We start from the raw sequence: 22453 nt of genomic DNA on the forward strand, positions 1-22453 counted from the left end.
TCACAGCGCCGCAGGACCGGCGGCGCGGGACGAGGCGGCGGGGGCTGGGATGGCAAGGGCGGGGGCTGGGATGGCAAGGGCGGGGCGGCGAGCCGTCAGGTCCGGTACCCCTTGCTCGCGTACAGGGGCAGGGGGGCTGGGGGACGTGTGCGGGCCGTCAGCCCCGGGGATGCGCCGGCCTGTTGCGCACACGGTCGTAGCGGGGCTGCGGCGGATGCAGGTGCCGTTCGCGTCCGCCGCAGGTCCGGCCCCCGGGCTCCGGCGCACGCGGGAGGGCCAGGGGGTGTCCCTCTGCGTTGGGCCAAGGTCCAAGGCCAGTAGGTTCGTGCGGTCAAGGACGGGCTGAGCCATAGGGGTGTGCATGAGTGATAGCCAGGTCACGATCAAGCTCACGAGTGACGAGGCACTGGTGCTGTCGCACTGGCTGGAGAAGCTCCAGATGACCGACCTCAGCCGAGTTGTTGACGATCCGGCGGTCTGGGCACCGATTCATCGAATCGCAGGAACGCTCGACGAGACGGTTCCTGCACTGTTCGCGCCTGACTATGACCAGCGGCTGGAGGCCGCTCGTCAGCGGCTTCGGCCGGAGGGCTGACCGGGCGCTCTGGACTCCTCACCTGGCCGCAGCCGGTCGGGGTTCGTACAAGGTTCCGTCGCGGAACATGCGAAGAGGACATCGGCCCGGCGGGGCGAGGCAGAGCAGAGCCTGGGTGTGATGCTTGCCCTGGGCGATTTTCTAGCCGTAGTAAGCCCGGGATGCCGGGTCGCCCAGGGCTGCGAACGCGGAGAGGAAGAAGGCCAGCTTGAGCTGCTTGTTTCCCCGCCTGGAGGTTGTTCGCCGCGGATCGAAGACCCTGAACTGCGGGTCGCGGGGGCGAGTCCTGCGTAGGCGGCGAGGTGCCCGGGTCAGGACAGCCGGATGCTGCAACCGCGGCCCCAGCACGCGCTCCAGGACCGGGGGATCTGGGTGAGCAAGCCGTGCAGCCTGCTGGCGACCGTTGCCTCGCCGGCCGGGTCGTCGTCGAAGCGACGATCATCTCCAGCTCGGCGCTCGTCTCGTCCTCGCCGTCGACCGCCCGCAGCGTGTGCGGCATCGCGCGGGCAGCGTCCGCGATGATGAACGCGTCCTTCGCGTCGGTCTTTGCCTCGCCAGGTAGAGGTCGGCGATCCGCCGCATCGTCAGGCCGGGCAGGTAGGCGACCGGGCAGCCCATGTCTCTTGCGACCGCCAGCGGTGGGGCGCCGGTCGAGGCCGGCTGGTCGACCACGACCAGTACCGTTCCGTGCTCGGCCTGGAGCTTGGGTTCGGTGTTGGTCAGGCGCTTGTCGAAGGCTTTCTTCCCGGCCGGGGTGACGGCGGCGGCGGGGTGTTCTCCCTTGCCGACGTCCAGGCCGAGGGAGACGTCGATGGTGCTGGTGTCGATCACGTGCAGGCCCCTCGATCACGCTTTCGTCCGGCCTTGCCTCGGCACCGAGCTGCCACATGAACGTTACGGAGAGCTTTTCCGGCCCTGGGTGAGACCGGTGCCCGAGCCCCTCATCAGCGTGCCGTCGATGCCTCCGGCCCCGGTGACAGACACCCCCCGGGATCATCAACCGCGACAAGCGGGGAAGTCATGCCGGACCCGAAGGCCGGAGGCCCCATTGCGGAGCCACGAAGAAGGTGACGGGGGGCCGGCCGGGCCCGCCGCCCTTGCGGGTGCGCATCCGGCTCACGGCGCCGGCGCGGGGGCGCGGTTTTCGTCTGCCCGGACACACACCGGGCGAGCCCGGGCGGCGCCGCCGGAGCGGCAACGACGGCAGAGGGACGCGGTGTTACGGGGGGGCGGCGCGCGGCGGCGGGCCGGTGGATCATGTGCCGAGGCGCAGGCCGGAGACGGCGGAGTCGAAGACGGGCCGGTAGCGGCTCCCCTGCTCGTCCGGTGCGCTGAGGTAGACGACGTACTGTGTGCCGTCGGCGTCCGCAAACGCCACCACCGCGGCCCGGAACTTCCTCGCCTTGTCCTGGAAGGTGAACTCCCCAGCCGCCGGGTTCTGCGCGCACTGTCGTGGCCGCCATCCTGACGGGCGTTCGTAGCCCGGGTTGGCGCGGCGGGTCTGCGCCTCCTCGGTCATCTGCCAGTGCCGCAGGACATCGGAGCCCGCGAACCCTGCGCCGTTGAACCGCAGTCCCTCGAGTCCGGAGGGGTCGACGTAGACGACTTCGCCGCCGTCCAGTTCCTTGCGTGTCCCGCCGTCGGGAACCGGCAGCCGCAGGCCGCTGCTCTGGTGCTCCAGGCGGTAGCCGGCCGGCAGCGGGGACGGCGAAGGCGCGGAGATACTCGGGCCGGGCCGGCGGGGACTCGCGCCGGCGGTGAAGGCAGCCGGCCATCCCAGCGCGGCGCCTGCCGCGTAGGCGGCGACCAGGTTCCGCGGCCCCGCATCCACCAAGGGCACAAGCCCTGGCCACGGCCTGACGGAATGCCAGACGCGGCGCAGCCGCCGCGCCACGCCGGGTGTCCCCACGGCCGGGAGCGGCGGATCGGAACCGGCTGTGGCCCGGTCAAGGGCCCGCGCGCTGCGGACCCTTGACCGGGCCGGACGACGGGCCCCGGGGCGGCCGGCCAGGCCCGCCGGAGAACAACCAAGGCACAGCGGGCGGGCCGTCGCCGGCAGGGCCTTGCGCACACGGCTCCGGCGGGCCGGCTCACGGGAAAAACGAGTGCCCGCCCCCGTTCTCGTCGAAAGGGGGCGGGCAGCCGCCCGCCCCCACCGCAACGCCGGGGGGCTGGCGATCGCTGCCGGCCCCCTACTTTTTGCCGCACACCGGCCTCGGCCTGGGCCTGGGGAAGTGTCCCTGCGGCAGCGGGCGCCCGGCAGCACGCGAGAACAGCACACACGACCCGCGGAGCCCCCGGGCGGGGGCCCGGGGGCTCCGCGGGCCCCCGGGCGGGACGCCCCGGCCCTATCCGGCGGCCGGGTCAGCCCCGCAGCGGGGCTGCGAACATACTGGCCGCGTTGTAGCCGGAGTGCGGATAGGCGGCGCCCCAGCTCACCGCCTCGGGCTGCGTCCGGGGAAAGTCCGCGGCCACCAGCGTCGCCAGATCGAAGTACGCCCGGCGGGTCCTGGGCTTCATCTGCTCCAGATCGACTTCCGAACCCGTGGCCAGGTGCTCGTCGAACGGAATCATCACCACACCCCGGCAGCGGGCACGGAAATGGTCCACGACGTCGTTCACCCGCACCATCTTGCTCTTCTGACGGGCCTCGGAGATCACCGTGATACTCCGCTGCACCAGATCGTCGTAGTGATGCGCACTCAGCCAGTCCAACGTGGTACTGGCACTCGTCGCACCGTCCACACTCGGCGTGGCGACCACGATCAGCTGATCCGCGAAATCCAGGATCCCCCGCATCGCACTGTGCAGCAGACCCGTCCCCGAGTCGGTCAGCACGATCGGATAGTGCTGCCCCAGACAGCCGACCACCTGACGGTAGTCCTCATCGTTGAACGCCGTGGACAGCGCGGGATCCGCCTCGTTCGCCAGAATCTCCAGACCGCTGGGAGACTGCGAGGTGAACCGCCGCACCGCCATGTAGTTGTCGATGTTCGGAAGCTCCGCCACCAGATCACGGATCGTCGCGCTCGTCTCACAGCGCACCCGCCGACTGAGCGTCCCCGCATCCGGATTGGCATCGATCGCCACCACCCGGTCCTGGCGCTCCGTGGCCAACGTCGCACCCAGAGCCGTCGTCGTGGTCGTCTTGCCCACACCCCCCTTCAGACTGATCACAGCGATCTTGTGGCACTGCATGACCGGCGTCCGCAGGATCGCCAGCTTCTGCTCACGCTCCCGCTCCGCGTTCCTGCCACCGATACGCAGCCGGCTCAGCCCACGCCGCTCCCCCGGCCGGCCCCGCAGCAAACGGTCCGAAGACAGCTCCAGCGCCGCACTACGCCCCAGCACACCCCCACGGCCACCCCGCTCCCCACCCGGCCACCCCGCCCCGGCAGGAACCGGCCCACCGAAACGCTGCCCCATCCCGACCTGCCCGAAGGGATAACCCCCACCGCCGAAGGACACCGGCCCCCGCTCCCCACCCGGACCGTACATACCACCCTGCCCACCACGCGCCTCCGCGCGCAGCCCCGCCTGCGGCTCCCCCCGCAACACCACCTCACCACGCTCCTCATCCCCCACCACCCCCTGCACAGACTCCGCAGCAGCACCACCCGAAGCCGGCGTCACCAGCCCCGCCCCCTCCACACCCTCCCGATCGGACACACAACCATCCACACGACCACCCCGGTCATCCCGGCCATCCCGGTCATCAGACACGATCAACCCTTTCGCAGAAGCAACGGACCTCACACACACCCCAGACACCACACCCACACCAGCAGCGGTCACCGCACCAGCACGCGACACCACAACTGCACGCGACACCGCACCCTCGCGGGACACCACACCAGAACGGGACACCGCACCCGAGCGGGACACCACAGAGGCAGGGGCTACCGCACCAGGGCCGGTCTCCGAAGGAGCACCAGACACCGCACCAGAACGGGTCACCACACCGGCAGGGGATTCCGCACCTGCGGGCGGCGTGCCGGATATCAGACCGGCAGCAGAGCGGCGAGCCTCCACCGCAGAGGCAGGGGCCACCGCACCAGAGCGGGACACCACAGAAGCGGGAGTTGCCGCAGAAGCGCCGGTGTGCACATCAGCACGGGACACCGCACCCGAGCGGGTTACCGCACCGGCAGGGACTACCGCACCAGGGCCGGTCTCCGAAGGAGCACGAGTTGCCGCAGGAGCACGGGACGCCACACCGAAGCGGGTTACCGCACCGGCAGGGGTTCCCGCACCGGCGGGCGGTGTGCCGGGTACCGGGCCGGCCACCAGACGGCGGCCCTCCTCCCCAGCGTGCGGTGTGACCGGGGCCTGGCGGCGGGGCAGGGCCTGCTCACGACGCAGACCACCAGGCGGCACCGTCGTAAACACCGGCCCCACCGCCACCCCACTCCTGGAAGACTCCCCCGCACCCGCCACCAGCCGCGACACCCCCTCCCCTGCAGGGCGGACAGCACCACCCCCGCCCCGCCCCACCACCACACCGCCGCTGGTGTGGCTTGCGCCCTGCCCCAACGCCACACCGCCGCCGCTGCTGGTGTGGCTTGTGCCCGGCCCCAACGCCAGGCGCGCACCCGAACCGGCAGGCAACGCACGCGCCACCCGGCCCGTCCGGGACACAACCCCGCCACCCCTGCCGTCCCACACCCCCTCCCCCCACCCCGACGGGGCGAAAGACCCCGCAGGAACAGCCCGCACCAGCGACCCGTCCGCAGCAAACGCCAGACCAAACGATATGAACTGCTCCACCGTCAGGACCTGCTTATCCCCCCGCCACCCCCACCCCCCCGCCGCCCCCGCATACCCGGCCGTCGCATACCCGGCGCGGTAACCCGCACCGGCCTGCAACACACCCTGCACCTCCGGCGGAACCTCCAACCGGCTCCGCACCCGAAACTGCCCCGCCCGCAACCCCTCACTACGCTGCAACTGCACCTTCAACGGACCCACAAACGAATACCGCTGCTCCTCCGCATAATCACGCAACCTGCCCACCAGCTCCTGGCCCAACATCACCAGACACGCACTCTGCAACTCGTGATCACCCGGAGACAACTCCACCACAAACCCATTCGGCACAATCGTGCAGTCCCGATCCCAGATCCGCGCGTTCACATCACACTCACGCCGCAACGCCCCGATAAACTCCATAGGCTGCACCGCCGACTTGAACACCCGCGCAAACGTCCCGTTCACCACAGCCTCGAAACGCCGCTCGATCCTGCCCAGCGTCCCCATCACAGCCTCCGGGCTACCCAGCCACCCAACACGGGCAGAACAACACAACACCGATAGTAGCAATATAGCCACAATCCGTGATTACCCATGGCGTGTCGCCCCAATTCACCACAACAGCCCCCCCACCACAGAGGCACGACAGGGCGGCAGGGCGGCAACAAGACCCAGGCCCGCGGACCTCAACCCGAAAACCTCAAAATTCACCCGCGCGGCAGAACAGAACGCCAGCGTGCGTCAGCCCGTCCTGCTCGCGCGCCACTCGAGCGCTTGCGGGGTCTCGCTGAACTCCACCAGGTGTTCTCCCGCGAAGCGCTCCAGCGCGGTGCGCACTTCTGCCGGGGTGACGTAGAAGAATTCTTTCCTGCTGTTGACGCGGTTGACGCGCCGGTCGGCGAATTCTTGGTGGAGTCGGGTTTCCAGGCCGACGGCGTCCTTGCTGAAGAGCAGGGCGTGGACGTCGAAGCGAAAGGGGACCGCGGCGCCGCTGAGTTCGTAGACGCGGTCGAGGGGTTCGAGGCGTCTTGTCATGCCGATCTTGACGATGCTGTCTCCGAAGGCGCCGATGTTGGAGACGACGTAGACGTAGCCGGTGCGGACGTTCGCCGCCCGTGCGTCGACGTCCTGGAGAGTCTGCTGAATCTCGGCGAGCTTGGCCTCCATGTCGCGCACCGCCTCGTCATTACCCTGCGCGCGCAGGCGTTCGAGGGCGGCCTCGTAATGGTTGAGTTCCTTGTGCAGCTTCTCTCGTGCGCGGTCGAGTTCGCGCTGGGCGGCTGCCTCCTCGCGTTCGCGGGCTCTCGCCTCGCGCTGGGCTTCCTTCTCCTCTTCCTTCTTGTGCAGGAAGTCCGCTGTCAGCTGGAGTTCACGGACGCGGGCATCGTGATAGGCGTCGGAGATGCGGATGTGCATGGTGGCGCCGAGTCTGGCGATGGTCTCCCGGCTCTTGTAAAGGCGGTCGACCAGCGAAGTCAGGCGGTGGGGACGCATGGCGCGTACGGCGTAGTCGGCCTCCGCGTTGTAGGCGCGGAGCATCAGCTTCGAGAAGTCGCGGATCATCTTCCGGCCCTCGCGCGCGGAGCCGTTGACTGTCCAGTCCGTGGCCGCGAGGACCGCCTGATCATTGCGGGCAAGGTCTTTGATCTCGGCCTTCAGCGAGTCCAGGCGGCTGCGGTACGCGATCGCGTCGTGAAGCTGATGACGGTAGGCGTAGATTCCGGCCTCTTGCAGCAGGACGGTCTCGTCGGTGGTGACGATCCGCGCGCGCAGCTCGGTCAGGCGGGTCTCGGCCTGGTAGATCTCGCCTCGGTGCCGCTCTGCTTCGGCGCGGGCCTTCTCAGCGTCTTTGGCGGACTGCTTGACATCGCTCTTGATGTCCTTGACGACCTGGCGGGCCTCCTCGACGATCGCTTCGGCCTGTGCCCGCCCCTGCGCCAACAGCTCGGCCGCTTCCTGGCGTGTGCGTTCCACCAGCCCGGCGACCTGGGCGGCGTCCGCGCCGTGGGCCTGTGCGATCCACGCCCTCAGATCTGCGAGCTCGCTTGTCTCATCGCGTCGCCGGCGGCCGAACCAGCCCCGCTTTCGGCCGGCGGGAGTCTCCGGCTGAGGCACGTACTGATGGGGTACGGTCCCGGTCACCGAAGCGGCGTCGGGAGACTCGGCCAGCCACATCTGCCAACCCGGTGGGGGCGGCGGCCATGCGGGGTCGGGCTGCCAGCCGACCGGGGGCACCCAGTCCTGAGGCAACGGCCAGTTCGGTGGCGGGTTGAACCGGTAGCCGCTCACACTCACTCGTACACTCCCCCACTCCCCACCCCATACAGCCTGGTGGCACACCCTCAGGACCTCTCGCGATCATGCCCCGCAGGCTGCCGGGAGCACGGCCGATCACGAACATCGGCGCAAAAGGCACCTTGGCCGGTGCCCCCTACCCCCTTCAGTACGCGCCGGGTCGCCGGCCTGAGAGCTCGGGGAACGACTCGCGCTGGTGGACGGGCCAGGTGCGGAGGGTGGGGGCACGGAACGGGAGTCTTCCGGCGAGGCGGACGCGGACGTGGCCGGTCTCGCCGGCGGCGAGGAGGGGGGCCTTTCGGTACCCGTGGTCACGTTCCCGTGCTCCCGGTGGTCCGCTCGACCGGGATCCACAGCTGGGAGTCGGTGGCGGCGCCGAGCTCCACCGGGTGCGTCCGCAGCAGTTCAGGGCCCGGTCGGCTCGCGTACGGGTTCGAGGGGAACCACTGGGTGAACACGTCCCGCCACAGTGCCTGGAGTGCGCTCGGGTAAGGCCCGTGGTTGTCGAAGACCGCCCACGTCCCGGCCGGCACGTCAAGGGCGTCGAGCTCCTCAGCGACCGTTTCGTGGCCGGTTGCCGCGCCGATCCAGTAGTCCACCTCGGCGCCCTCCTCCCGGCTGTCGGTGAGGTACACCGCCGCCGACAGGATCCCCTCCGGCTCCCGGTCGGCGAACCCCTTCATCCGTGTGACGGACAGTTCGTCCAGGCCTTCCAGGTGTGCCGCGGCGGCGGCGTTCACGCCCTCGTGCACGAGCGGGACGCGGGCCTTCCTGCCGACGATGCGGAACGGCTCCTTCTCCACGATCCGGTACCGCATGGTCGTGCTGCCTTCGACGACGACGCGGAAGGACATGCGCGGCTGCGCCGTGAGCACCGCACCCGTGCGCCGGGCCTCGCCCGGTCCGATGCCGTGCACCGAACGGAACGCCCGGGCGAACGCCTCGCCCGAGCCGTAGCCGTACCGGACCGCGATGTCGAGCAGCGTCGGCTGCCCGGCCAGCACCTCGGCGCCGGCGAGCGTCATCCGCCGGCGCCGCACGTAGACGGGCAGCGGCATCCCGGCGAGAGCGGAGAACAGCCGCCGGAAGTGGTACTCCGACACCGCGGCGATCCGGGCCACCTCGGCCATGTCGATCTCCTGGTCGAGGGATGCCTCAAGATGGTCCAGCGCCTGATTCAGCCGCTCCAGCACGCGTGTCAGCCTTCCTTCCGATCTCTCCCCCGCAGGAATGCCCAGCCTTTCAAGCGGACGCGGCGGCGGCGCCCGAGCTCAGGCCGTGTCGTGTGCCGCGTACGGCCCGCAGACCGCTTGCACGGCGGAGAGAGCTTGCCTCGCCCTACGGACCATGCCTCGTCTCGTCGCGGCCCGCCCGACATAACCGGGCGGGAATTGTCGGGCGGGAGGCCCGGCGTCGCGCCAGGCTCGTGACCATGACCGATATCAAGGGAATGACCGATATCAAGGGAGTGTGCGAGCCCCGATTCGCCGCGGTTCGTGAGGCGCTCGCGGCCTCGCTCGCGAAGGACGATGTCGGCGCCTCGGTCGCCGTCCATCTCGGCGGCGAGCCGGTGGTCGACATCTGGGGCGGCTACGCCGACGCGGACCGTTCCGTCCCCTGGGAGCGCGACACCCTCGCCGCTGTGAACTCGACGACCAAGAACATGACAGCCCTGTGCGCGCTGATCCTGGCCGACCGGGGCCGACTCGACCTATCCGCGCCCATCGCCGACTACTGGCCCGAGTTCGCGGCGGCGGGCAAGGAGCACGTACGGGTCCGGCACGCGCTGTCGCACACCGCGGGACTACCTGACCTGGCTGGTCTGACGGCGGTCGAGGAGCTCTACGACTGGCAGGGCGTGACAGCGGCGCTGGCCGCCCAAGCTCCCGAATGGGAACCGGGAACGGCCGCCGGCTATCACGCGCTCACCTTCGGGTTCCTCGTCGGCGAGGTCGTCCGCCGCGTCACGGGCCGCAGCCTCGGCGCGTTCTTCGCCGAGGAGGTCGCCGGGCCGCTGGGGGCGGACTTCCACATCGGGCTCCCGGCCCAGCACGACCGCCGCGTGGCACCGCTCATCCCGCCGCCGTCCCTGACCGACGAGTACGCCTCCAGCGCACCTGCCGGGCCGGACGGCGCACGCCGGGAGTACACCGGAGCCGCGGTCCGGGTCGGGGACGTCAACTCCGTGGCCTGGCGCCGTGCGCAGCTCCCCGCGGTGAACGGATTCGGCAACGCTCGGTCCGTCGCCCTGGTCCAGTCGGTGCTGGCGAACCATGGCTCGGCCGGCGGGGTGCGACTGCTGTCCCCGCAGGGCTGCGAGCCCGCCTGGCGGGAGGTCTTCCGTGGTGAGGACCGCGTCCTGCGGACACCGATGTCCTGGACCATGGGCTTCGGCAAGTTCGGCAACACCTTCGGCTGGGGAGGGTGGGGCGGTTCGCTGGTGGCGAGCGACCCCGACGCGCGCATGACCGTGGCGTACGTCATGAACCGGATGGTGGACCGAGACCGACGGGAGGACAACCGCGGCATGGAGATCGTCATGGCCGCCTACAGCGGACTGCGGTGACGGCCCGCCGCGGGCGGGCGGCTGATCCCCTGTCGTGACCTGCCGACGGCGTCCTCTCCACCCGCGGCCTCCCAGTACCCCAGGACCGGCTCGGTCCGATCCGACACGGCGCGCTCTCGCGGGGCGGTCCGACGCCGTCCCCCACGGGCCGCCGACCGTGGACGGGACTGACCGGACGGAAACACGTCTTGACCCGTTATAGGGAGGATTGCGAGGGAAAGCGTGTTGCGTCAGTGTCCAGGACAGGACCGATGCTCCGTCCTGGCATCCCGGATCGAGAGGTGGACCATGACGACGGCGCGACAGATCATGACCGAGGGAGCCGAATGCATCGGCGCCGAGGAGTCGGTGCTGGAAGCGGCGAAGAAGATGACACGGCTGGGCGTCGGGGCGCTGCCCATCTGCGGTACGGACAACAAGCTCAAGGGCATGCTCACCGACCGGGACATCGTGGTGAAGGTGCTCGGCGAAGGCAAGGACCCGGCGGCGTGCAAGGCCGGGGAGTTGGCGCAGGGGGAGGCCGTGACCATCGGCGCGGACGACGACGCCGCGGAGATCCTGCGCACCATGACCGAGCACAAGGTCCGGCGGCTGCCGGTCATCGACGGGCACGACCTCGTCGGCATGGTCGCTCAGGCCGACGTGGCACGGGCCCTGCCGGACCCGAAGGTCGGCGACCTGCTCCAGGCCCTCTCCACGGACTGAGGCGCCCTGTCTCACCTCGCTCGGGATCGCGCGGTCGCGCCCCGCGGTCCGGAGCGAGCCTTCGTACGGACGACAGGGCGGACCGCTCGGGCGAGGCCGAGAGGCTGCTGCTGCGCGCACCCGGGAGACGGCTCGGGCAGGAACGGAGCGCCTGTCTCCCGTTTCGTGGTGGAGGAGATGCCGCACGCGCCCCGCCCGGTCATGCGTCGTCGCCGGTCCTGACGTACACCTGGAGCCGGGTCTCGTCGACGCGATCCCAGTCCACGGCCAAGCGGAAGCGCTGATGTGTCTCCAGCCGTTCGGGATCGGCCTGCCCCTGCCCGCGCCACACTCGAGCGTCACCGGAGTTCACGAGCTCGGCGACGGCGAGGCGGACGTCGTCGGCCCGTTGGCCGGTGGCGACGGCCAGGCGGTCGAGGGAGGTGAAGATCTCCTCCGGTGCGCCCAGGTCGTCGGTCAGATGTCCGATCAGCGCGCTGATGTACGGGCCGGTGTGCTCCGCGCAGTGGAGCGAATCGAGCCGTTGGGTGAGGTCGGCGTTCAGGGGCAACAGGTCGCCGGGGCGCGGCAGCGTGGCGGGCATGGACCATCGGGTGCCGGCCGCCGTCTGCTCCTGGTATGCCAGACCCCAGGTCAGGTAGAGCTCGGACAGGTCCCGCACAGTCGTCGGCACCGGAAGACCCGCGGACGTGAGCACGGCACGTAACTCGCTCCAGCGCTTGGCCTCGGATGCCTGGCGTCCCTCCGGCTCTTCCTCGGGATCCTCCTCCGAGTCGGGCCAGAAGAAGGTGAGCGCACTGTCGAGGTCGCCGCCGAGCATGTTCCAGTCACCGTCGAAGAGCTCTTCCAGGAGGTCGTCCAGGGAGCCGGTGAAGCCGGGCTGGCTCGCGGTGGCGATCAGCATCGCCAACGGGAAGCTCTGGCACGGCAGGACGTGTTGCCAGCCCGCAGTCCACCAGTCGTTGTGCACCGCCAGGTCCCGGCGCGGCCCGGGCACGAGTGGATCGTCAGTCATCCGCAGCTCTTCCTCGAAGGACGGTCAAACTCCGATCAGCTTACGCATTGTTGCGCATGAGATACGGAGCGTTCGCAAGGATGGCCGGCCCAGGGTGGGTGAGGCGCGCCCGGCATCCGCAGCGTGCCGGCGTCCGCGCCTCCCGGCGTTCCGCTTCCCGCCACCGCTCCCTCGACGACGAAGGCGCCTCCCTGGCTGGGAGGCGCCCTCTGGGGTCATCCGGTCAGGCGGTCGGCAGGTCAACTATCCGGCTGACCCTCAGACGCATTCCTGCGTGGGGCTCACGGGCGTCCAGTCCGACGGGCCGTGCCTGTTCACCGCCCGGACCTGGTAGCACTGCCGCTCCGCCGGCTGGCCGGTGAACGTGACCGATGTGGTGTTCGGGCCCACGCTCAAACTGGTGTTGAGGGTGCTGTTGCGGATCTGGAAGTGCGTTTCGTCGGTCACCACGTCCTCCCAGTCCACCCGTACCCGGGAAGGATCCGCGGGGTTGGGCCTACTGGCGACCACGCCCGAGACCGCGGCGGGGCGCCCTGCTCCCATACCCGAACCTGTCGCGTGCCTCAGGTTGAAGGTCACCGAAGCTCTGTCGGGGGAGAGCGCTTCACTGTTACGGGCGGACAGTTGCGCGCCCGTCAGGGTTCCGCCCGGGCGCATGCCCTGCTGGATGCCCTCGGATTGGCCGTCGAGGTCGTTGGTGAGGCAGCTCGATCCTTCGAACAGCCGCAAGGTGGGCGATTCGACGACCATCTCGTCGTTTCTGAGTTGGAGGTGGACGCTCAGTTCGCCCCTGGTCTGGTTGGCCACGCAGTGCGAAGTGGTCAGCGTGGTCGTCGGGTTGTCGTGGGTGAGGCGGACCTGCCTCCTGAAAGTGAAGGCCTGGGTCGTGTCGTCGTCGAAGACGCCACCCGCGTTCGTCACCGTCATCGTTCCGGTCAGGGAGATGGTGTGTGTGGTGGCCGCGGAGGCGGGCGGGGCCAGCCATACACACAGCAGGGGAATCGGCAGAGCCGCAGCGGCGGCGGCGCGTCGCAGCCTCATCGCAACACCTCGCGATCGATGGAGCGGGCAGTCGGAGTTCCACGGGGACGGGGAATCGGTTGCCGGGATGAAGGCTTTCTCCTCCCGCTCTGGGCGGAGAAGCGCACCAGAAGGGTGGCCGTACCTCTGTGGCGCCGGACTCGGCCACGGTGCTCCCCTCCAGCATGCAGAGGTCACCTCGCCCCCGCACCCGCAGATCGGTCGCGGCGAGCGGGCATGGGCGCGAGAGGGCCGGGCTGGGCCGATCCGGCCCGGGCTCTGCCCCGTGAAGCGGCGGCCCGGCACAGGCCTTGCGGGTCCGGGCCGCCGTGCCCCGGCAGAGCCCCTGCCGCAGCGGTGACCTCCGGTCAGACCCAGGCAGGCGGTCGAGGCGGTTCGGCTCGCCCGGCGGGCCAGGCGGGGCGGGGCGGGCCGGACCGGTTTAGTCCGGTCCCGAGCGTGGAATGACCGCGCCTGGCCGGGAGGATCCAGAACGGCCGAAAGGATTCACAACGGCCGCGAGGATGGGGCGGCGCAGGCCCGCTTCCCGCCCGGCAGCCGTCCTCGGTTGTCGGCGATGACCCGGTAGACGACATGGGCGATCCAGCGCACCGGCGCCAGCGAGAGAACCGCTCCCAGGACCGCCCATCCCCCTCCGGCACGCAGCAGGAGTTTCGCCACGGCCTGGGCCCCGCCGTAGACGGCACCGACGGGGGTCACCCACAGCGCCTCGTACTCGGCTCGTTCCTGCGGAACGCCGAGAAGGGCCAGGTCGGCCGACTGCCATGCGGTGAACTCACAGGACGGGTGGAGCAGTCGCCGTGCGGCCGCGGCCGATGCCGTGCAGAAGCCGCAGTCACCGTCGTAGACGAGTACCGGCCGAGTTCTCATGACCCCATAGTGCCCCGTCACGGACCAGCCCCCCGTAACGCACGGCGTCTGCGGACGCGCGACATCGGCCCGGTGGTTCCGTACGCCGAGGCTCTGGACTCCGGCGCCTCCTCGCCGGCGTGGAGCGCGGACGGGCATACGTGGGGGCCCTGCCGGACCGGTGGCACCCGCCTGGTCGGCGTCCGCGCCGGACCCGCCTTCCTGGGACCCCACGCCGCGCGCTGGTCGGCTCAAGCCTCCTGACACGATGGGGCCATGATCATCGGCATGCCCCCTTCCCGCCCCAGCCCTCCGAGCGCTGCCACCCTCGCACGCGCCCTGTACGACCGCCCCGAGGCACATGCGGACGCGCCCGCCGTGCTCGTCGCGCCCTACCCGCCCGGGGCCGGGCGTGCGGCCCGGCGGGAGGCCCTGCGGCCGGTGTACGAAGCGGTGGCGGCGGAGCTCGGGCCGCCCACTCTGTACGGCGGTTCGGCCGCCGGCCCCAGCGTGCGCTGGCACACCGGGCCGCATGTGGTGCTGCTGGCGGGCGGCCCGGAGGGCGTCTCGCTGTCGGCGCACACGGTGTCGGACCTATACGGGCGCGAGTACACCGCCGTGGAGTCGGGCTCGGTCGGCTGGCGGCCGGAAGACCCGCACGGCTTCGACAGGCTTCCTTACCTGTGGCTGTTGCACCGGGGGCCGGAGCGCGACTGGCCGGCCTTCCGCTGGGACGGCCATCACACGGCAGCGTCCTGGCAGCACCTGGAGTCCTCACTCGAGCTGCTCCTGGACTCGTGGATGGAGCAGCTTCCGGTGCAGGTGGCGGGCGACTGGGCGTCGTTCGTCGTGGGGTGCTCGCGGGACTGGCCGCGGCATCTGCGGGTGGGCTACAGCCAGGACCGCGGGCAGTTGTCGCTGATGGTGGACCACCGGACGACGGCCGGGGAGCGGGGCTGGGAGGAGGCCATGCGGATGCGGGGCTGGCAGGTGCGCGACGGCGGCTGGTGGCGGGCGGTGTTCTCGGACGAGGACCCCACGGCGGCGCGGTCGGCGGCCCGGCTGCTGGTCGCCGACGTCCGCGGCCGCGGTTCGGTCTGCCCGGACGAGCTGGTGGCCTGGGAGCTGACGGTCAATGACCACGGCCGGTTGTGGCTGCCGGGCCTCGGCATGCCGGTGAACTGAGTCCGGCCCGGTTCCGGGTGAGCGTCGCCGCACCGGGGAGGCGTCGGCGGTTCTCGCCTCTGACGAGGCGGGCGGCCGGTCCGCTGCCCCGGATCGGGGGGCGGCCGGACCTCATTCCGCCCCTCCCCGGGTGCGCCGGCCGCCCGGCCCGGGCCGTCACGGTCGCAGTCGCAGTCGCTCGGAACGCCGTCGCTCGGAACGCCGTCGGCCTACGGCGGCTCTGGGTACGACAGCCTCCGTCGGGACCGTGTCCGTCGACGCGCGGTCTTCCGCGACCCGCTTCAGGCGGCCAGTGTCGCGTCTCCCTGCGAGACGCGCCGGGTAGCCGTGTAGCGGTCGAGCAGGGCGTCGGCCGCGAGCAGGGCCTCCTTGACGGTGCGCGCTCCGGTCATCACACACAGGGTGTATGTGGCGTCTTCGAGAGCCCTGCTGGTGAAGCCGGTGGGCCGCACGTCGTGTTCGATGCGGGCCTGAGCGAACCGGGCCAACACCGCGCGCAGGTCCTTCTCCGCCGGAAGGATCATGGTGATACCTCTCCCCTCACAACCCTCCCGCGGTGCGGCCGGCCGCACCGCGGGTGGTGACTGTCTCCATCGCGTCCTCGGTCAGGGTCCACACCCGGACACGGTCGGCAGAACGTCGAATGCCCCGCTTGGAGCGCTTCACTCCCCCGGGCTTCCGCAGAGGGCGGCGGCCTCCTCCACCGTCGCCCGCACCTGCAGCACCGTGTCGACTCCGGTGAGCTCGAGAAGGCGTCGCAGCTGCTGCGGCGGGGCGGCCACGCGGAAGTCGGCCGTCTGGTGGGTGAGGATCAGCAGATTCAACAGCGTCGAGTCCGCGAAGGTGATGCCGGAGGCGTCCAGCACGACCTTCCGGTGCTCCCCCGTCGCGGTGCGCAGCGCGTCCTTCAGGGGCGTGATCGAGTCCATGTCGTACGGGCCGCACGCGCGGACGACCCAGGCCCCCAGGTGCTCGTATTGCCCCACCGTGGTCTCGTCCAGTGCCCCGAGCCGGCTCTCGCCGGCATCAGCCGGGCGCCTCGCGACCGCCTCATCCGAAGACATCTCGGGCCCCTCCTTCGGCTCCCCCGGCCTTATCCTGTCATCCATTGCGCGAAAAGTATGTCACGTATCCGTTGTCCGGCAAAGAGAGTCCTTAGAATGCCGTTCATGGTTGAAGTGCCTGGATCTCACAGCGGATGGACGTTCGTCACCAACCACGCGCGCGTACTGGCGGCCATCGCCGACAACCCGAACGTCCGAATCCGCGACATAGCCGCCCACTGTCGGCTCACCGAGCGTGCCGTCCAACGGATCATTTCCGATCTCGAGCAGGACGGGTACCTCTCCCACACCCGCGACGGTCGTACCAACACCTACCGCATCGAGCCGGAGAAGGTCCTGCGCCACCCGGCGGAGGCCGGTCTGACCGTCGCCGCCCTGCTCTCCCTGCTCGTACAGGACGAGACCGACCGCATCGGGAGCCCGGGCAACCGGACCACTCGGCCGGGCGATGCCGGCCGTGCGCGGTAGGAGCGGACGAGGCACCGGTCACGGCGCCGCCCGGGATGCGGGACGAAGGCGCTGCCACGTCGGTGAGAGAGAAGCGCTCGGGCACGGCGCGGCCTCTTCCCGGCTGAGGGTCAGCGGCGGTACTCGTAGCGCAGGAGGCGGGAGCGGGCCTCCTGCTCGGTGGTGCCCAGGGCATCGGCGATCCGCTGCCAGGACATCCCGTCCGCGCGGACCGCGAGGTACGCCGCCGGAGGCCCGATCGCGGCGGCGATGGTCTCCAGCTCGCCCGCCGCCTTGACCGCGACGAGCGGTGCGTCGTCGACCAGCTGCTCGAGCCGCTGCCGCAGCCGGTGAAGCAGGTCGCTCACCTCCGTCGGCAACGGCACGGTCCGTGCCTCGACGTCGTCGAGATGGGCCTCCCAGTCCCGCTCGGCGTCCGTCGTGTCGTAGGCGTAGGGAACGCCTCGCTCGACCTCATCCCACCGGATCCGGTACGCCGTCCCTCCGCGCCAGCCGCATGCACAGGTCGCCCGGATCCGCTGCGCACGGGGCGCGCCGAGGATGCCGTCGTAGACCCACCAGTCGCGGGATTCACGGACGGGGTTCCCGCCTCCTACGCCGTACACCGGCCCTGGCTCACTCCCGTCCGGCAGGAGCACGCCCACGGCCCCCTCGTGTGCCGGAAACCCGTCCTTCTTCCACCCCACGGCCCCTCCCACATGTCAGCCGCCTCCACGATGCGCCACGAACGTACCCATCCGCCGCGGATCCGACGGGACGCGTCCCGACCGTGACCGTACGTCCAAGGTGACGGAGGCGAGGGGCGAGGGCCGGGATCGGGCGGGCCGGGGAGCGGGGGGCCGGATGGAGCAGCCGACGGGCGGGCCGGGCCGGTGGGTTCGATGCTGGGGCCGACTCGTCGGCCGGCGGCCTGTCCGTCCGGCCTAGCCTTGAGGAGGAGAACCGGTGTCGGCATGCTCTGGAGTCCGTTTCCGTTCGCGGCGTGCACGTCTGCGGGCGTCCGCCGCCGCCGTGGCCGCGTCCGTGGCGCTCGCGGTCCTCATCCAACCGGTGGAGGCGGCCGGCACGGTGTCGCCCAGCCCCTCGCCCTCGGACCGGGCGTTGCAGGAGCGGCTGGAGAAGCTGGTCCGCACGCCTGGAGGACCGCCCGGCGTGATCGCGCTGCTGCGGGACGGAGACCGGACGGCGGTCTACCGGGCGGGGGTCGCCGACACGGCGACCGGCCGCCCTCCCCGCACGGGCGACCACATGCGCATCGCGAGCGTGTCGAAGGCGTTCAGCGGGGCGGTCGCGCTGCGTCTGGTCGACCGGCGCAAGCTGGGCCTCGACGACACGATCGGTGAGCGTCTGCCCTCGCTGCCGGCCGCCTGGCACCGGGTGACGCTGCGCCAACTGCTGCAGCACACCAGTGGGCTGCCCGACTTCTCGACGGCGCCGGCGTTCATCGAGATCCTGCAGGCGGATCCCCGGCACCACTTCGACTCGCGGCGACTGCTCGACTTCGTGGCGGACGAGGGGCTCCGCTTTCCCCCGGGGTCCCGGTACGCGTACTCCAACTCCGACAACATCGCCGTCGCGCTGATGGCCGAGGCGGCCGCCGGGCAGCGGTACGAGCGCCTACTGGAGCGACTCGTGTACGCCCCCCTGGGTCTGCGGGAGACCAGTCTCCCCCAGGGCTACCGCATGCCGCGGCCCTACATCCACGGGTACGACGTCACGCCGCCCGCTCCGCCAGAGGACATCAGCGAAGCTCTCAGCGCCTCGGGCGTCTGGGCCTCCGGCGGGATCGTCTCGACGCCGAAGGACCTCAACGCCTTCATCCGCGCGTGGGCCGGCGGGCACGACTTCCTGTCGCCCGCCACGCGCCGCCAGCAGCGAACCTTCCTCCCCGGCGCCGCCTCCGAACCCGCGGGACCGGGTACCAACGCCGGCGGGCTGGCGATCTTCCGGTACACGACACGCTGCGGAGCGGTCTACGGCCACACCGGGAACTTCCCCGGCTACACCCAGCTCGCCGCCGCCACAGCGGACGGCAAGAGGTCCCTGACCTTCTCGATCAACACGCAGACCAGCAAGAGCGTCAAGCCCGAGCTCCTCGCCCAAGTCCGCGCGGTGCAGGAGGACTTCGTCTGCGCCTTGCTCCGACGCTGACCCGTCCACGGCATCCGGCCCTCGGGCAGCCGAGAGGCGGCCCGGGGCGCGGGGCCACCTGGAAGGCGGGGCGGAGGCGAGGGGTCAGAGGTCGCTGTCGATGCCGGTGACGGCCGGCGGGCCGAGCGGGACGTCGGCGGGCGGGATTCCGGCGTCCTGCAGCGCGGCCACGACGAGTCGGGTGGCGTCCAGTTCGGCTTCGTAGCGGTCGGGCGCGTCGACCTCGAGACGGACGGAGAAGGTGCCGTCCTCGTTCAAAGTGAGCAGGTCCAGGCCCTCGTTCTCACTGACGTCGGTGTGCTGGGAGGCCAGCTCCCGTTCGAGAGCCGAGCACGCCGAGTCGGTGATGCCGGAGAGGAACGTGCCGGGGACGGTGATGACGAAGGTGGTCATGGCGACTCCTCGCGTGGGAGGGAGCTTGAGTGACGTCCTGCTTCCCTGATTCTCCGTACTGAACCCGCCCCCGGCTTTCGTTCCGCCCGGCCGGGACCTTCGTCGTACACGGAAGGCAGAGGGCCGGCCGGCGCACAGCACGGCGCGGGGCAGGCGGGGACGGGCGTGGGGGTCATGCGCTCGCGTGACGGGGAGCGGCTGCCCGACGTGATCCGGCGTGGTGCGCGGGCCTGCGGGGCGCATCGGTGTGCAGGCGCCGGAGCCAGAGGGAGGCGGTGCCCAGCAGCCCGGCGAAGACGGCCAGGAGGAGTACGGAGACCCACATCTGCCGGCTCCCGGGATGCGTCCATCCCGTCCAGGCCGCCGCTGCCGCCCACAGCAGCGCGCCGGCGGTGTAGAAGGTACGGATCCGGCGCAGTTGCCGCGCGGCCCGCAAGGACATGAGGTGCTCGCTCGTGGTGCTCTTGGGTGCCATGCGGGGCCGTGTACCCCGGATCACGGCGATCCATCGGGAGACACGGCCGGGTATCCGGTTTTCTCACGGGTGCCGCGGCGGCGCCCATGGCTCGTCGGGGAGCTGCGGGCCTTCCAGGGCGCCTCGGAACCTGTCCTTCAGCGTGGGGGGTGGTGCCAGCACTTCCTCGCGGGTGTGCATGAGCCGGGCCGTGGTCACACGGATGTGGCACGTGCGGTGACGCTGCTTGAGGAGGACCACCCACGCCCCGTCCGGGGCGAGGAAGGCATGCCGGGCCGGTTGGTCCCCCGGGCGGGCATGCCGGGCGAGGAGTCGCGGCACATAGCGCAGGGCCGCGTCCTCGGCTGCCGCGGCGGCCTGGGCCTGTGGACCGGTGATGGGGTGCGTGGCGACCAGCTCCCATCGGTGCAGTTTCAGGTCGACGCCATCGGCACGCTGGGTCAACCGAGTGTCCTCTTCGATGAGGACGTACCACTGGTCGGTCATGGCCGGAGCCTATGCGCATGCCGGCGTGGGTAGTTGACGCTTCCCGCGGTCAAGCCGGTCGCCCGGACAGGAGGTCCCCAGGGGTGCCGGGTGAGTGTCGGTGGGAGCGGGGTCAGGCCGCTCGGCAGAGGGCCGCGGGGCCGGACGGGGCAGGGGTACGGGCGACGGTGGGGTGCAGGGGGCGGGCTGCGGAGGCGGTAGAGGTGGTGGTGGGTGTAGCGGGCCGGGGACGGTGGTGGGCGAAGACGACGAGGCGCAGGACGACGAACCGTGCGGCGCCGGCGAGTGCGGAGGCGGTGAGGTAGACGGTCTGCTCCAGCGTCGCGCCGGGCGCCGCCACCAGGTGCTGCAGCAGGAACATCGCCGTGCAGGTCACCACATAGGCGGCCGCCGCGGACCCGGCCGACTGCACGTGCTGGCGTCCTGTGGCCCATAGGCCCGTGCCGAAGGTGAAACGGGCGCCGAAGGTGAAGCGGGCATGGAGTTCGGTGGCCAGGAGCGTGGAGGCCACCGTGATCAGGGCGTTGGCCAGAATGAAGGGGATGAAGCCGGCGAGGGCTGTCACGGCGAAGCTGGAGCCGATCCCCACTCCCCCGCCGCAGAGCACGAAACGGGCGAAGGCGGTACGGGCGCCGGGGACTGCCTGGTGTCTGCTCTGTGCCGCTTCCATGATCGTTCCCCCGTCGTGTGATGACCCGCTGCGTGAACACGCGCGCCCCGTTCCGGCGTGCGGGACGGGGGATCCCCGGCCGTGGCTCCATCATGACGCATTTATGGCGCCATTGCGAGCTCTTTATGGCGCCATTGACGCGTGGGGTCATTTCTGCGCAGGTCAGAGGCCTCTTGCCATGGCGCCAGGACGGCCGGGATGAAGGCATGGGGCGGCCGTAGGGACTCCCCGGGCGGGGAGGAGAGGTGCGCGACCGGCGGGCCGGTCCACGAGCCCCTGGGCCGCGCTGTCCGCCCCTATGGGCGGGCGCGGCCCCCGCGGCCGGCCCGTTCCGAGCCGCCCGCGGGGGTGGGGCCCCGCCGGGCCGGTCAGCCCGCCAAGCGGGCGAACATGCCCGGCTCGTAGGAGCCTCCCTGGTTGTGCACGATCACGTTCATCCGGGTGGCCGCGTTGATCAAGGAGACGACGCAGACCAGCGTGCCCACCTGATCGTCGTCGTAGTGCTTGCGCACCTCCGCCCACGTCTCGTCGGACACGCCGCGATCGCCGAGCAGAGTGCCTTCCTCCGCCAGGGCCAGCGCGGCTCGCTCGGCGTCGGTGAACACCGTGGTGTGCCGCCAGGCGGCGACCAGGTGCAGCCGGAGCGCGCTCTCGCCGGCCGCCGCGGCCTCCTTGGTGTGCATGTCGAGGCAGAAGCCGCAGTTGTTGATCTGGCTGACTCGCAGCTCCACCAGCTCCCGCACCGCCTTGGGCAGCGTCGACCCTTCCAGGGCCGACGCGACGTTGAAGAACCGCTTGGCGACCTTCGCGGCGGTCGGGCTGTCGAACAGGTTGAAACGGGGTTCCATGACGTCGTCCTCACTCGTGGTGGCGCGTGCTGCTGCCGCACCGGACGACCACAAGACGCCGGCGGCCGCGCGCTTGTGACAGGGACGCGAGGTGGCCTATGTCACCGGCCCGAGGTGTCACAGAACGGAGGCCGCACGCCTCCGGCGCCGCAGCGCATCCGCAATCGCCGCCTGGTCCTGCCGCGCATGCGACAGCCCCGCCTCGCGTGGGCCGAGGGCGGGGCTGGGGTGCGGGATCCCCTCAGGACGGGTTCCGGTGCGCGGTGCGGGACGGGGCGTGGGACGGGGGCGGGTCAGCCCGCGGTCAGTGCCCCGCTCAGGGCCCGGGCGAACTCCGCAGGGGCGCCGTGCTGCCCGTACTCGCCCCCGAGGAAGCCTCCGTGAGGGCTCCGGAAGACCACCAGGTCGGTGCCCAGCTTCCGGGCGATCTCGGCCGCCGCCCGGGCCGGGAACTCCCCCACCGACTCCTCTCCCGCCGCCATGACCACCCGGGTCGCGGCGGATCGCAGCGCGGCGAAGTCGGGCCGGAAGCCGGTGCAGCCGAGCATGTTCTGCCCGAGCAGTGGATCGTCTCGCGCGCCGTCGTCCTCGGTGGGTAGACCGAAGGCCGCCGGATCCGGTGCCGGCTCCTCGCGCCAACCGTGGGGGAACGGCCCCTTGCGTCCGGCCGCGACGAAGAACTTGGCCATCGCGGGCCCCATCCCCTGGCGCAGGTAGGTGGCGTGGATGTCCTCGCACACCCGAGGACGGCCTCCCGGTCGGGCAGCACCCACGCCACCGGAGGCTCGTGCGCCACCAGCGTCCCCACCAGCTCGCCGTGCCCGGCCACCAGAGCCGGCGCGTTCACCGCTCCCCCCGCTGCTCGCGAACAGGTCCACGGGGCCGGCCCCCACCGCCT

The 22453-nt window shown here is 71.1% G+C and carries 22 protein-coding genes and 2 pseudogenes; 6 read left to right on the plus strand and 18 right to left on the minus strand.

The genetic code is table 11. The features are described 5' to 3' along the window. Positions 1 to 361 precede the first annotated feature (361 nt). Positions 362 to 595 (plus strand): hypothetical protein, encoded by a 234-nt coding sequence (locus tag ACZ6RC_RS28135; RefSeq protein WP_469588305.1) that lies wholly within the window; start codon positions 362 to 364, stop codon positions 593 to 595. Here the strand turns inward: ACZ6RC_RS28135 and ACZ6RC_RS28140 are convergent. The 6 genes and pseudogenes from ACZ6RC_RS28140 to ACZ6RC_RS28165 form a co-directional block, all read right to left on the minus strand. Beyond that, positions 571 to 1426 (minus strand): annotated as a pseudogene (locus tag ACZ6RC_RS28140) (IS110 family transposase). The gene ACZ6RC_RS28135 and the pseudogene ACZ6RC_RS28140 overlap by 25 nt on opposite strands. 424 nt (positions 1427 to 1850) lie before the next feature. Beyond that, positions 1851 to 2429, minus strand: coding sequence for a hypothetical protein (locus ACZ6RC_RS28145; protein WP_469588307.1), 579 nt, complete (start codon positions 2427 to 2429; stop codon positions 1851 to 1853). Between the two features lie 530 nt (positions 2430 to 2959). Further along, positions 2960 to 3946 (minus strand): MinD/ParA family ATP-binding protein, encoded by a 987-nt coding sequence (locus ACZ6RC_RS28150; protein WP_469588852.1) that lies wholly within the window; start codon positions 3944 to 3946, stop codon positions 2960 to 2962. Positions 3947 to 5509: 1563 nt separating this feature from the next. After that, positions 5510 to 5851 (minus strand): annotated as a pseudogene (locus tag ACZ6RC_RS28155) (DUF3662 domain-containing protein); the annotation flags it as partial. A gap of 234 nt (positions 5852 to 6085) precedes the next feature. Then, positions 6086 to 7633 carry an SNIPE associated domain-containing protein gene (locus ACZ6RC_RS28160; RefSeq protein ID WP_469588310.1) on the minus strand — a complete coding sequence of 516 codons (1548 nt, stop codon included), beginning with the start codon at positions 7631 to 7633 and terminating at the stop codon, positions 6086 to 6088. 317 nt (positions 7634 to 7950) lie between these two features. After that, on the minus strand, positions 7951 to 8832 hold the full coding sequence (locus ACZ6RC_RS28165) for an AraC family transcriptional regulator (protein ID WP_469588313.1): 882 nt from the start codon (positions 8830 to 8832) through the stop codon (positions 7951 to 7953). Positions 8833 to 9089: 257 nt separating this feature from the next. Between ACZ6RC_RS28165 and ACZ6RC_RS28170 the strand changes: the two genes are divergently transcribed. Both ACZ6RC_RS28170 and ACZ6RC_RS28175 read left to right on the plus strand, forming a co-directional pair. Beyond that, positions 9090 to 10205, plus strand: coding sequence for a serine hydrolase domain-containing protein (locus ACZ6RC_RS28170; RefSeq protein ID WP_469588855.1), 1116 nt, complete (start codon positions 9090 to 9092; stop codon positions 10203 to 10205). Positions 10206 to 10493: 288 nt separating this feature from the next. Further along, on the plus strand, positions 10494 to 10910 hold the full coding sequence (locus ACZ6RC_RS28175) for a CBS domain-containing protein (protein WP_469588316.1): 417 nt from the start codon (positions 10494 to 10496) through the stop codon (positions 10908 to 10910). A gap of 199 nt (positions 10911 to 11109) precedes the next feature. Here the strand turns inward: ACZ6RC_RS28175 and ACZ6RC_RS28180 are convergent, their stop codons facing one another. The 3 genes from ACZ6RC_RS28180 to ACZ6RC_RS28190 all read right to left on the minus strand — a co-directional run bounded on the left by ACZ6RC_RS28180 (position 11110) and on the right by ACZ6RC_RS28190 (position 13836). Further along, the gene (locus ACZ6RC_RS28180) at positions 11110 to 11925 is read right to left on the minus strand and encodes a DUF6042 family protein (protein WP_469588319.1); all 816 of its coding nucleotides are present in this window, start codon (positions 11923 to 11925) and stop codon (positions 11110 to 11112) included. A 258-nt stretch (positions 11926 to 12183) separates the two neighbouring features. Then, positions 12184 to 12966 carry a fibronectin type III domain-containing protein gene (locus ACZ6RC_RS28185; protein WP_469588322.1) on the minus strand — a complete coding sequence of 261 codons (783 nt, stop codon included), beginning with the start codon at positions 12964 to 12966 and terminating at the stop codon, positions 12184 to 12186. A gap of 486 nt (positions 12967 to 13452) precedes the next feature. Next, positions 13453 to 13836 (minus strand): thiol-disulfide oxidoreductase DCC family protein, encoded by a 384-nt coding sequence (locus ACZ6RC_RS28190; RefSeq protein WP_391136051.1) that lies wholly within the window; start codon positions 13834 to 13836, stop codon positions 13453 to 13455. Between the two features lie 255 nt (positions 13837 to 14091). Here ACZ6RC_RS28190 and ACZ6RC_RS28195 point away from each other — a divergent pair, with 255 nt between their 5' ends. Further along, positions 14092 to 15000 carry a hypothetical protein gene (locus tag ACZ6RC_RS28195; RefSeq protein ID WP_469588326.1) on the plus strand — a complete coding sequence of 303 codons (909 nt, stop codon included), beginning with the start codon at positions 14092 to 14094 and terminating at the stop codon, positions 14998 to 15000. 281 nt (positions 15001 to 15281) lie between these two features. Here the strand turns inward: ACZ6RC_RS28195 and ACZ6RC_RS28200 are convergent, their stop codons facing one another. After that, the gene (locus ACZ6RC_RS28200) at positions 15282 to 15524 is read right to left on the minus strand and encodes a DUF5133 domain-containing protein (protein WP_453619014.1); all 243 of its coding nucleotides are present in this window, start codon (positions 15522 to 15524) and stop codon (positions 15282 to 15284) included. 138 nt (positions 15525 to 15662) lie between these two features. After that, on the minus strand, positions 15663 to 16064 hold the full coding sequence (locus ACZ6RC_RS28205; protein WP_469588331.1) for an STAS domain-containing protein: 402 nt from the start codon (positions 16062 to 16064) through the stop codon (positions 15663 to 15665). Between the two features lie 105 nt (positions 16065 to 16169). Between ACZ6RC_RS28205 and ACZ6RC_RS28210 the strand changes: the two genes are divergently transcribed. Further along, entirely contained in the window at positions 16170 to 16532 is a 363-nt protein-coding gene (locus ACZ6RC_RS28210) for a helix-turn-helix transcriptional regulator (protein WP_453619016.1), read from the plus strand. A 110-nt stretch (positions 16533 to 16642) separates the two neighbouring features. On the opposite strand, the gene ACZ6RC_RS28215 is transcribed toward ACZ6RC_RS28210, so the two are convergent. Next, positions 16643 to 17137: a hypothetical protein gene (locus ACZ6RC_RS28215; RefSeq protein ID WP_469588334.1), complete on the minus strand. Its 495-nt coding sequence runs from the start codon at positions 17135 to 17137 to the stop codon at positions 16643 to 16645. Positions 17138 to 17477: 340 nt separating this feature from the next. Here ACZ6RC_RS28215 and ACZ6RC_RS28220 point away from each other — a divergent pair, with 340 nt between their 5' ends. Then, positions 17478 to 18683, plus strand: a complete 1206-nt coding sequence (locus tag ACZ6RC_RS28220) for a serine hydrolase domain-containing protein (protein ID WP_469588337.1) — start codon at positions 17478 to 17480, stop codon at positions 18681 to 18683. A gap of 84 nt (positions 18684 to 18767) precedes the next feature. Here ACZ6RC_RS28220 and ACZ6RC_RS28225 read toward each other — a convergent pair whose 3' ends face one another. The 6 genes from ACZ6RC_RS28225 to ACZ6RC_RS28250 form a co-directional block, all read right to left on the minus strand. Further along, the gene (locus ACZ6RC_RS28225) at positions 18768 to 19076 is read right to left on the minus strand and encodes a hypothetical protein (protein WP_469588340.1); all 309 of its coding nucleotides are present in this window, start codon (positions 19074 to 19076) and stop codon (positions 18768 to 18770) included. Positions 19077 to 19248: 172 nt separating this feature from the next. Further along, complete coding sequence (locus ACZ6RC_RS28230) at positions 19249 to 19551, minus strand: hypothetical protein (RefSeq protein WP_391136076.1); 303 nt, start codon at positions 19549 to 19551, stop codon at positions 19249 to 19251. Between the two features lie 63 nt (positions 19552 to 19614). Beyond that, complete coding sequence (locus tag ACZ6RC_RS28235; RefSeq protein ID WP_469588344.1) at positions 19615 to 20037, minus strand: hypothetical protein; 423 nt, start codon at positions 20035 to 20037, stop codon at positions 19615 to 19617. Between the two features lie 112 nt (positions 20038 to 20149). Further along, entirely contained in the window at positions 20150 to 20707 is a 558-nt protein-coding gene (locus ACZ6RC_RS28240; RefSeq protein WP_469588347.1) for a GtrA domain-containing protein, read from the minus strand. A gap of 368 nt (positions 20708 to 21075) precedes the next feature. Beyond that, positions 21076 to 21555: a carboxymuconolactone decarboxylase family protein gene (locus ACZ6RC_RS28245; RefSeq protein WP_453619028.1), complete on the minus strand. Its 480-nt coding sequence runs from the start codon at positions 21553 to 21555 to the stop codon at positions 21076 to 21078. A 293-nt stretch (positions 21556 to 21848) separates the two neighbouring features. After that, a complete protein-coding gene (locus tag ACZ6RC_RS28250; RefSeq protein ID WP_469588351.1) occupies positions 21849 to 22295 on the minus strand; it encodes a hypothetical protein in 447 nt (148 codons plus the stop codon). Positions 22296 to 22453: the final 158 nt, after the last annotated feature.

Source organism: Streptomyces sp. NPDC048353, assembly GCF_055587165.1.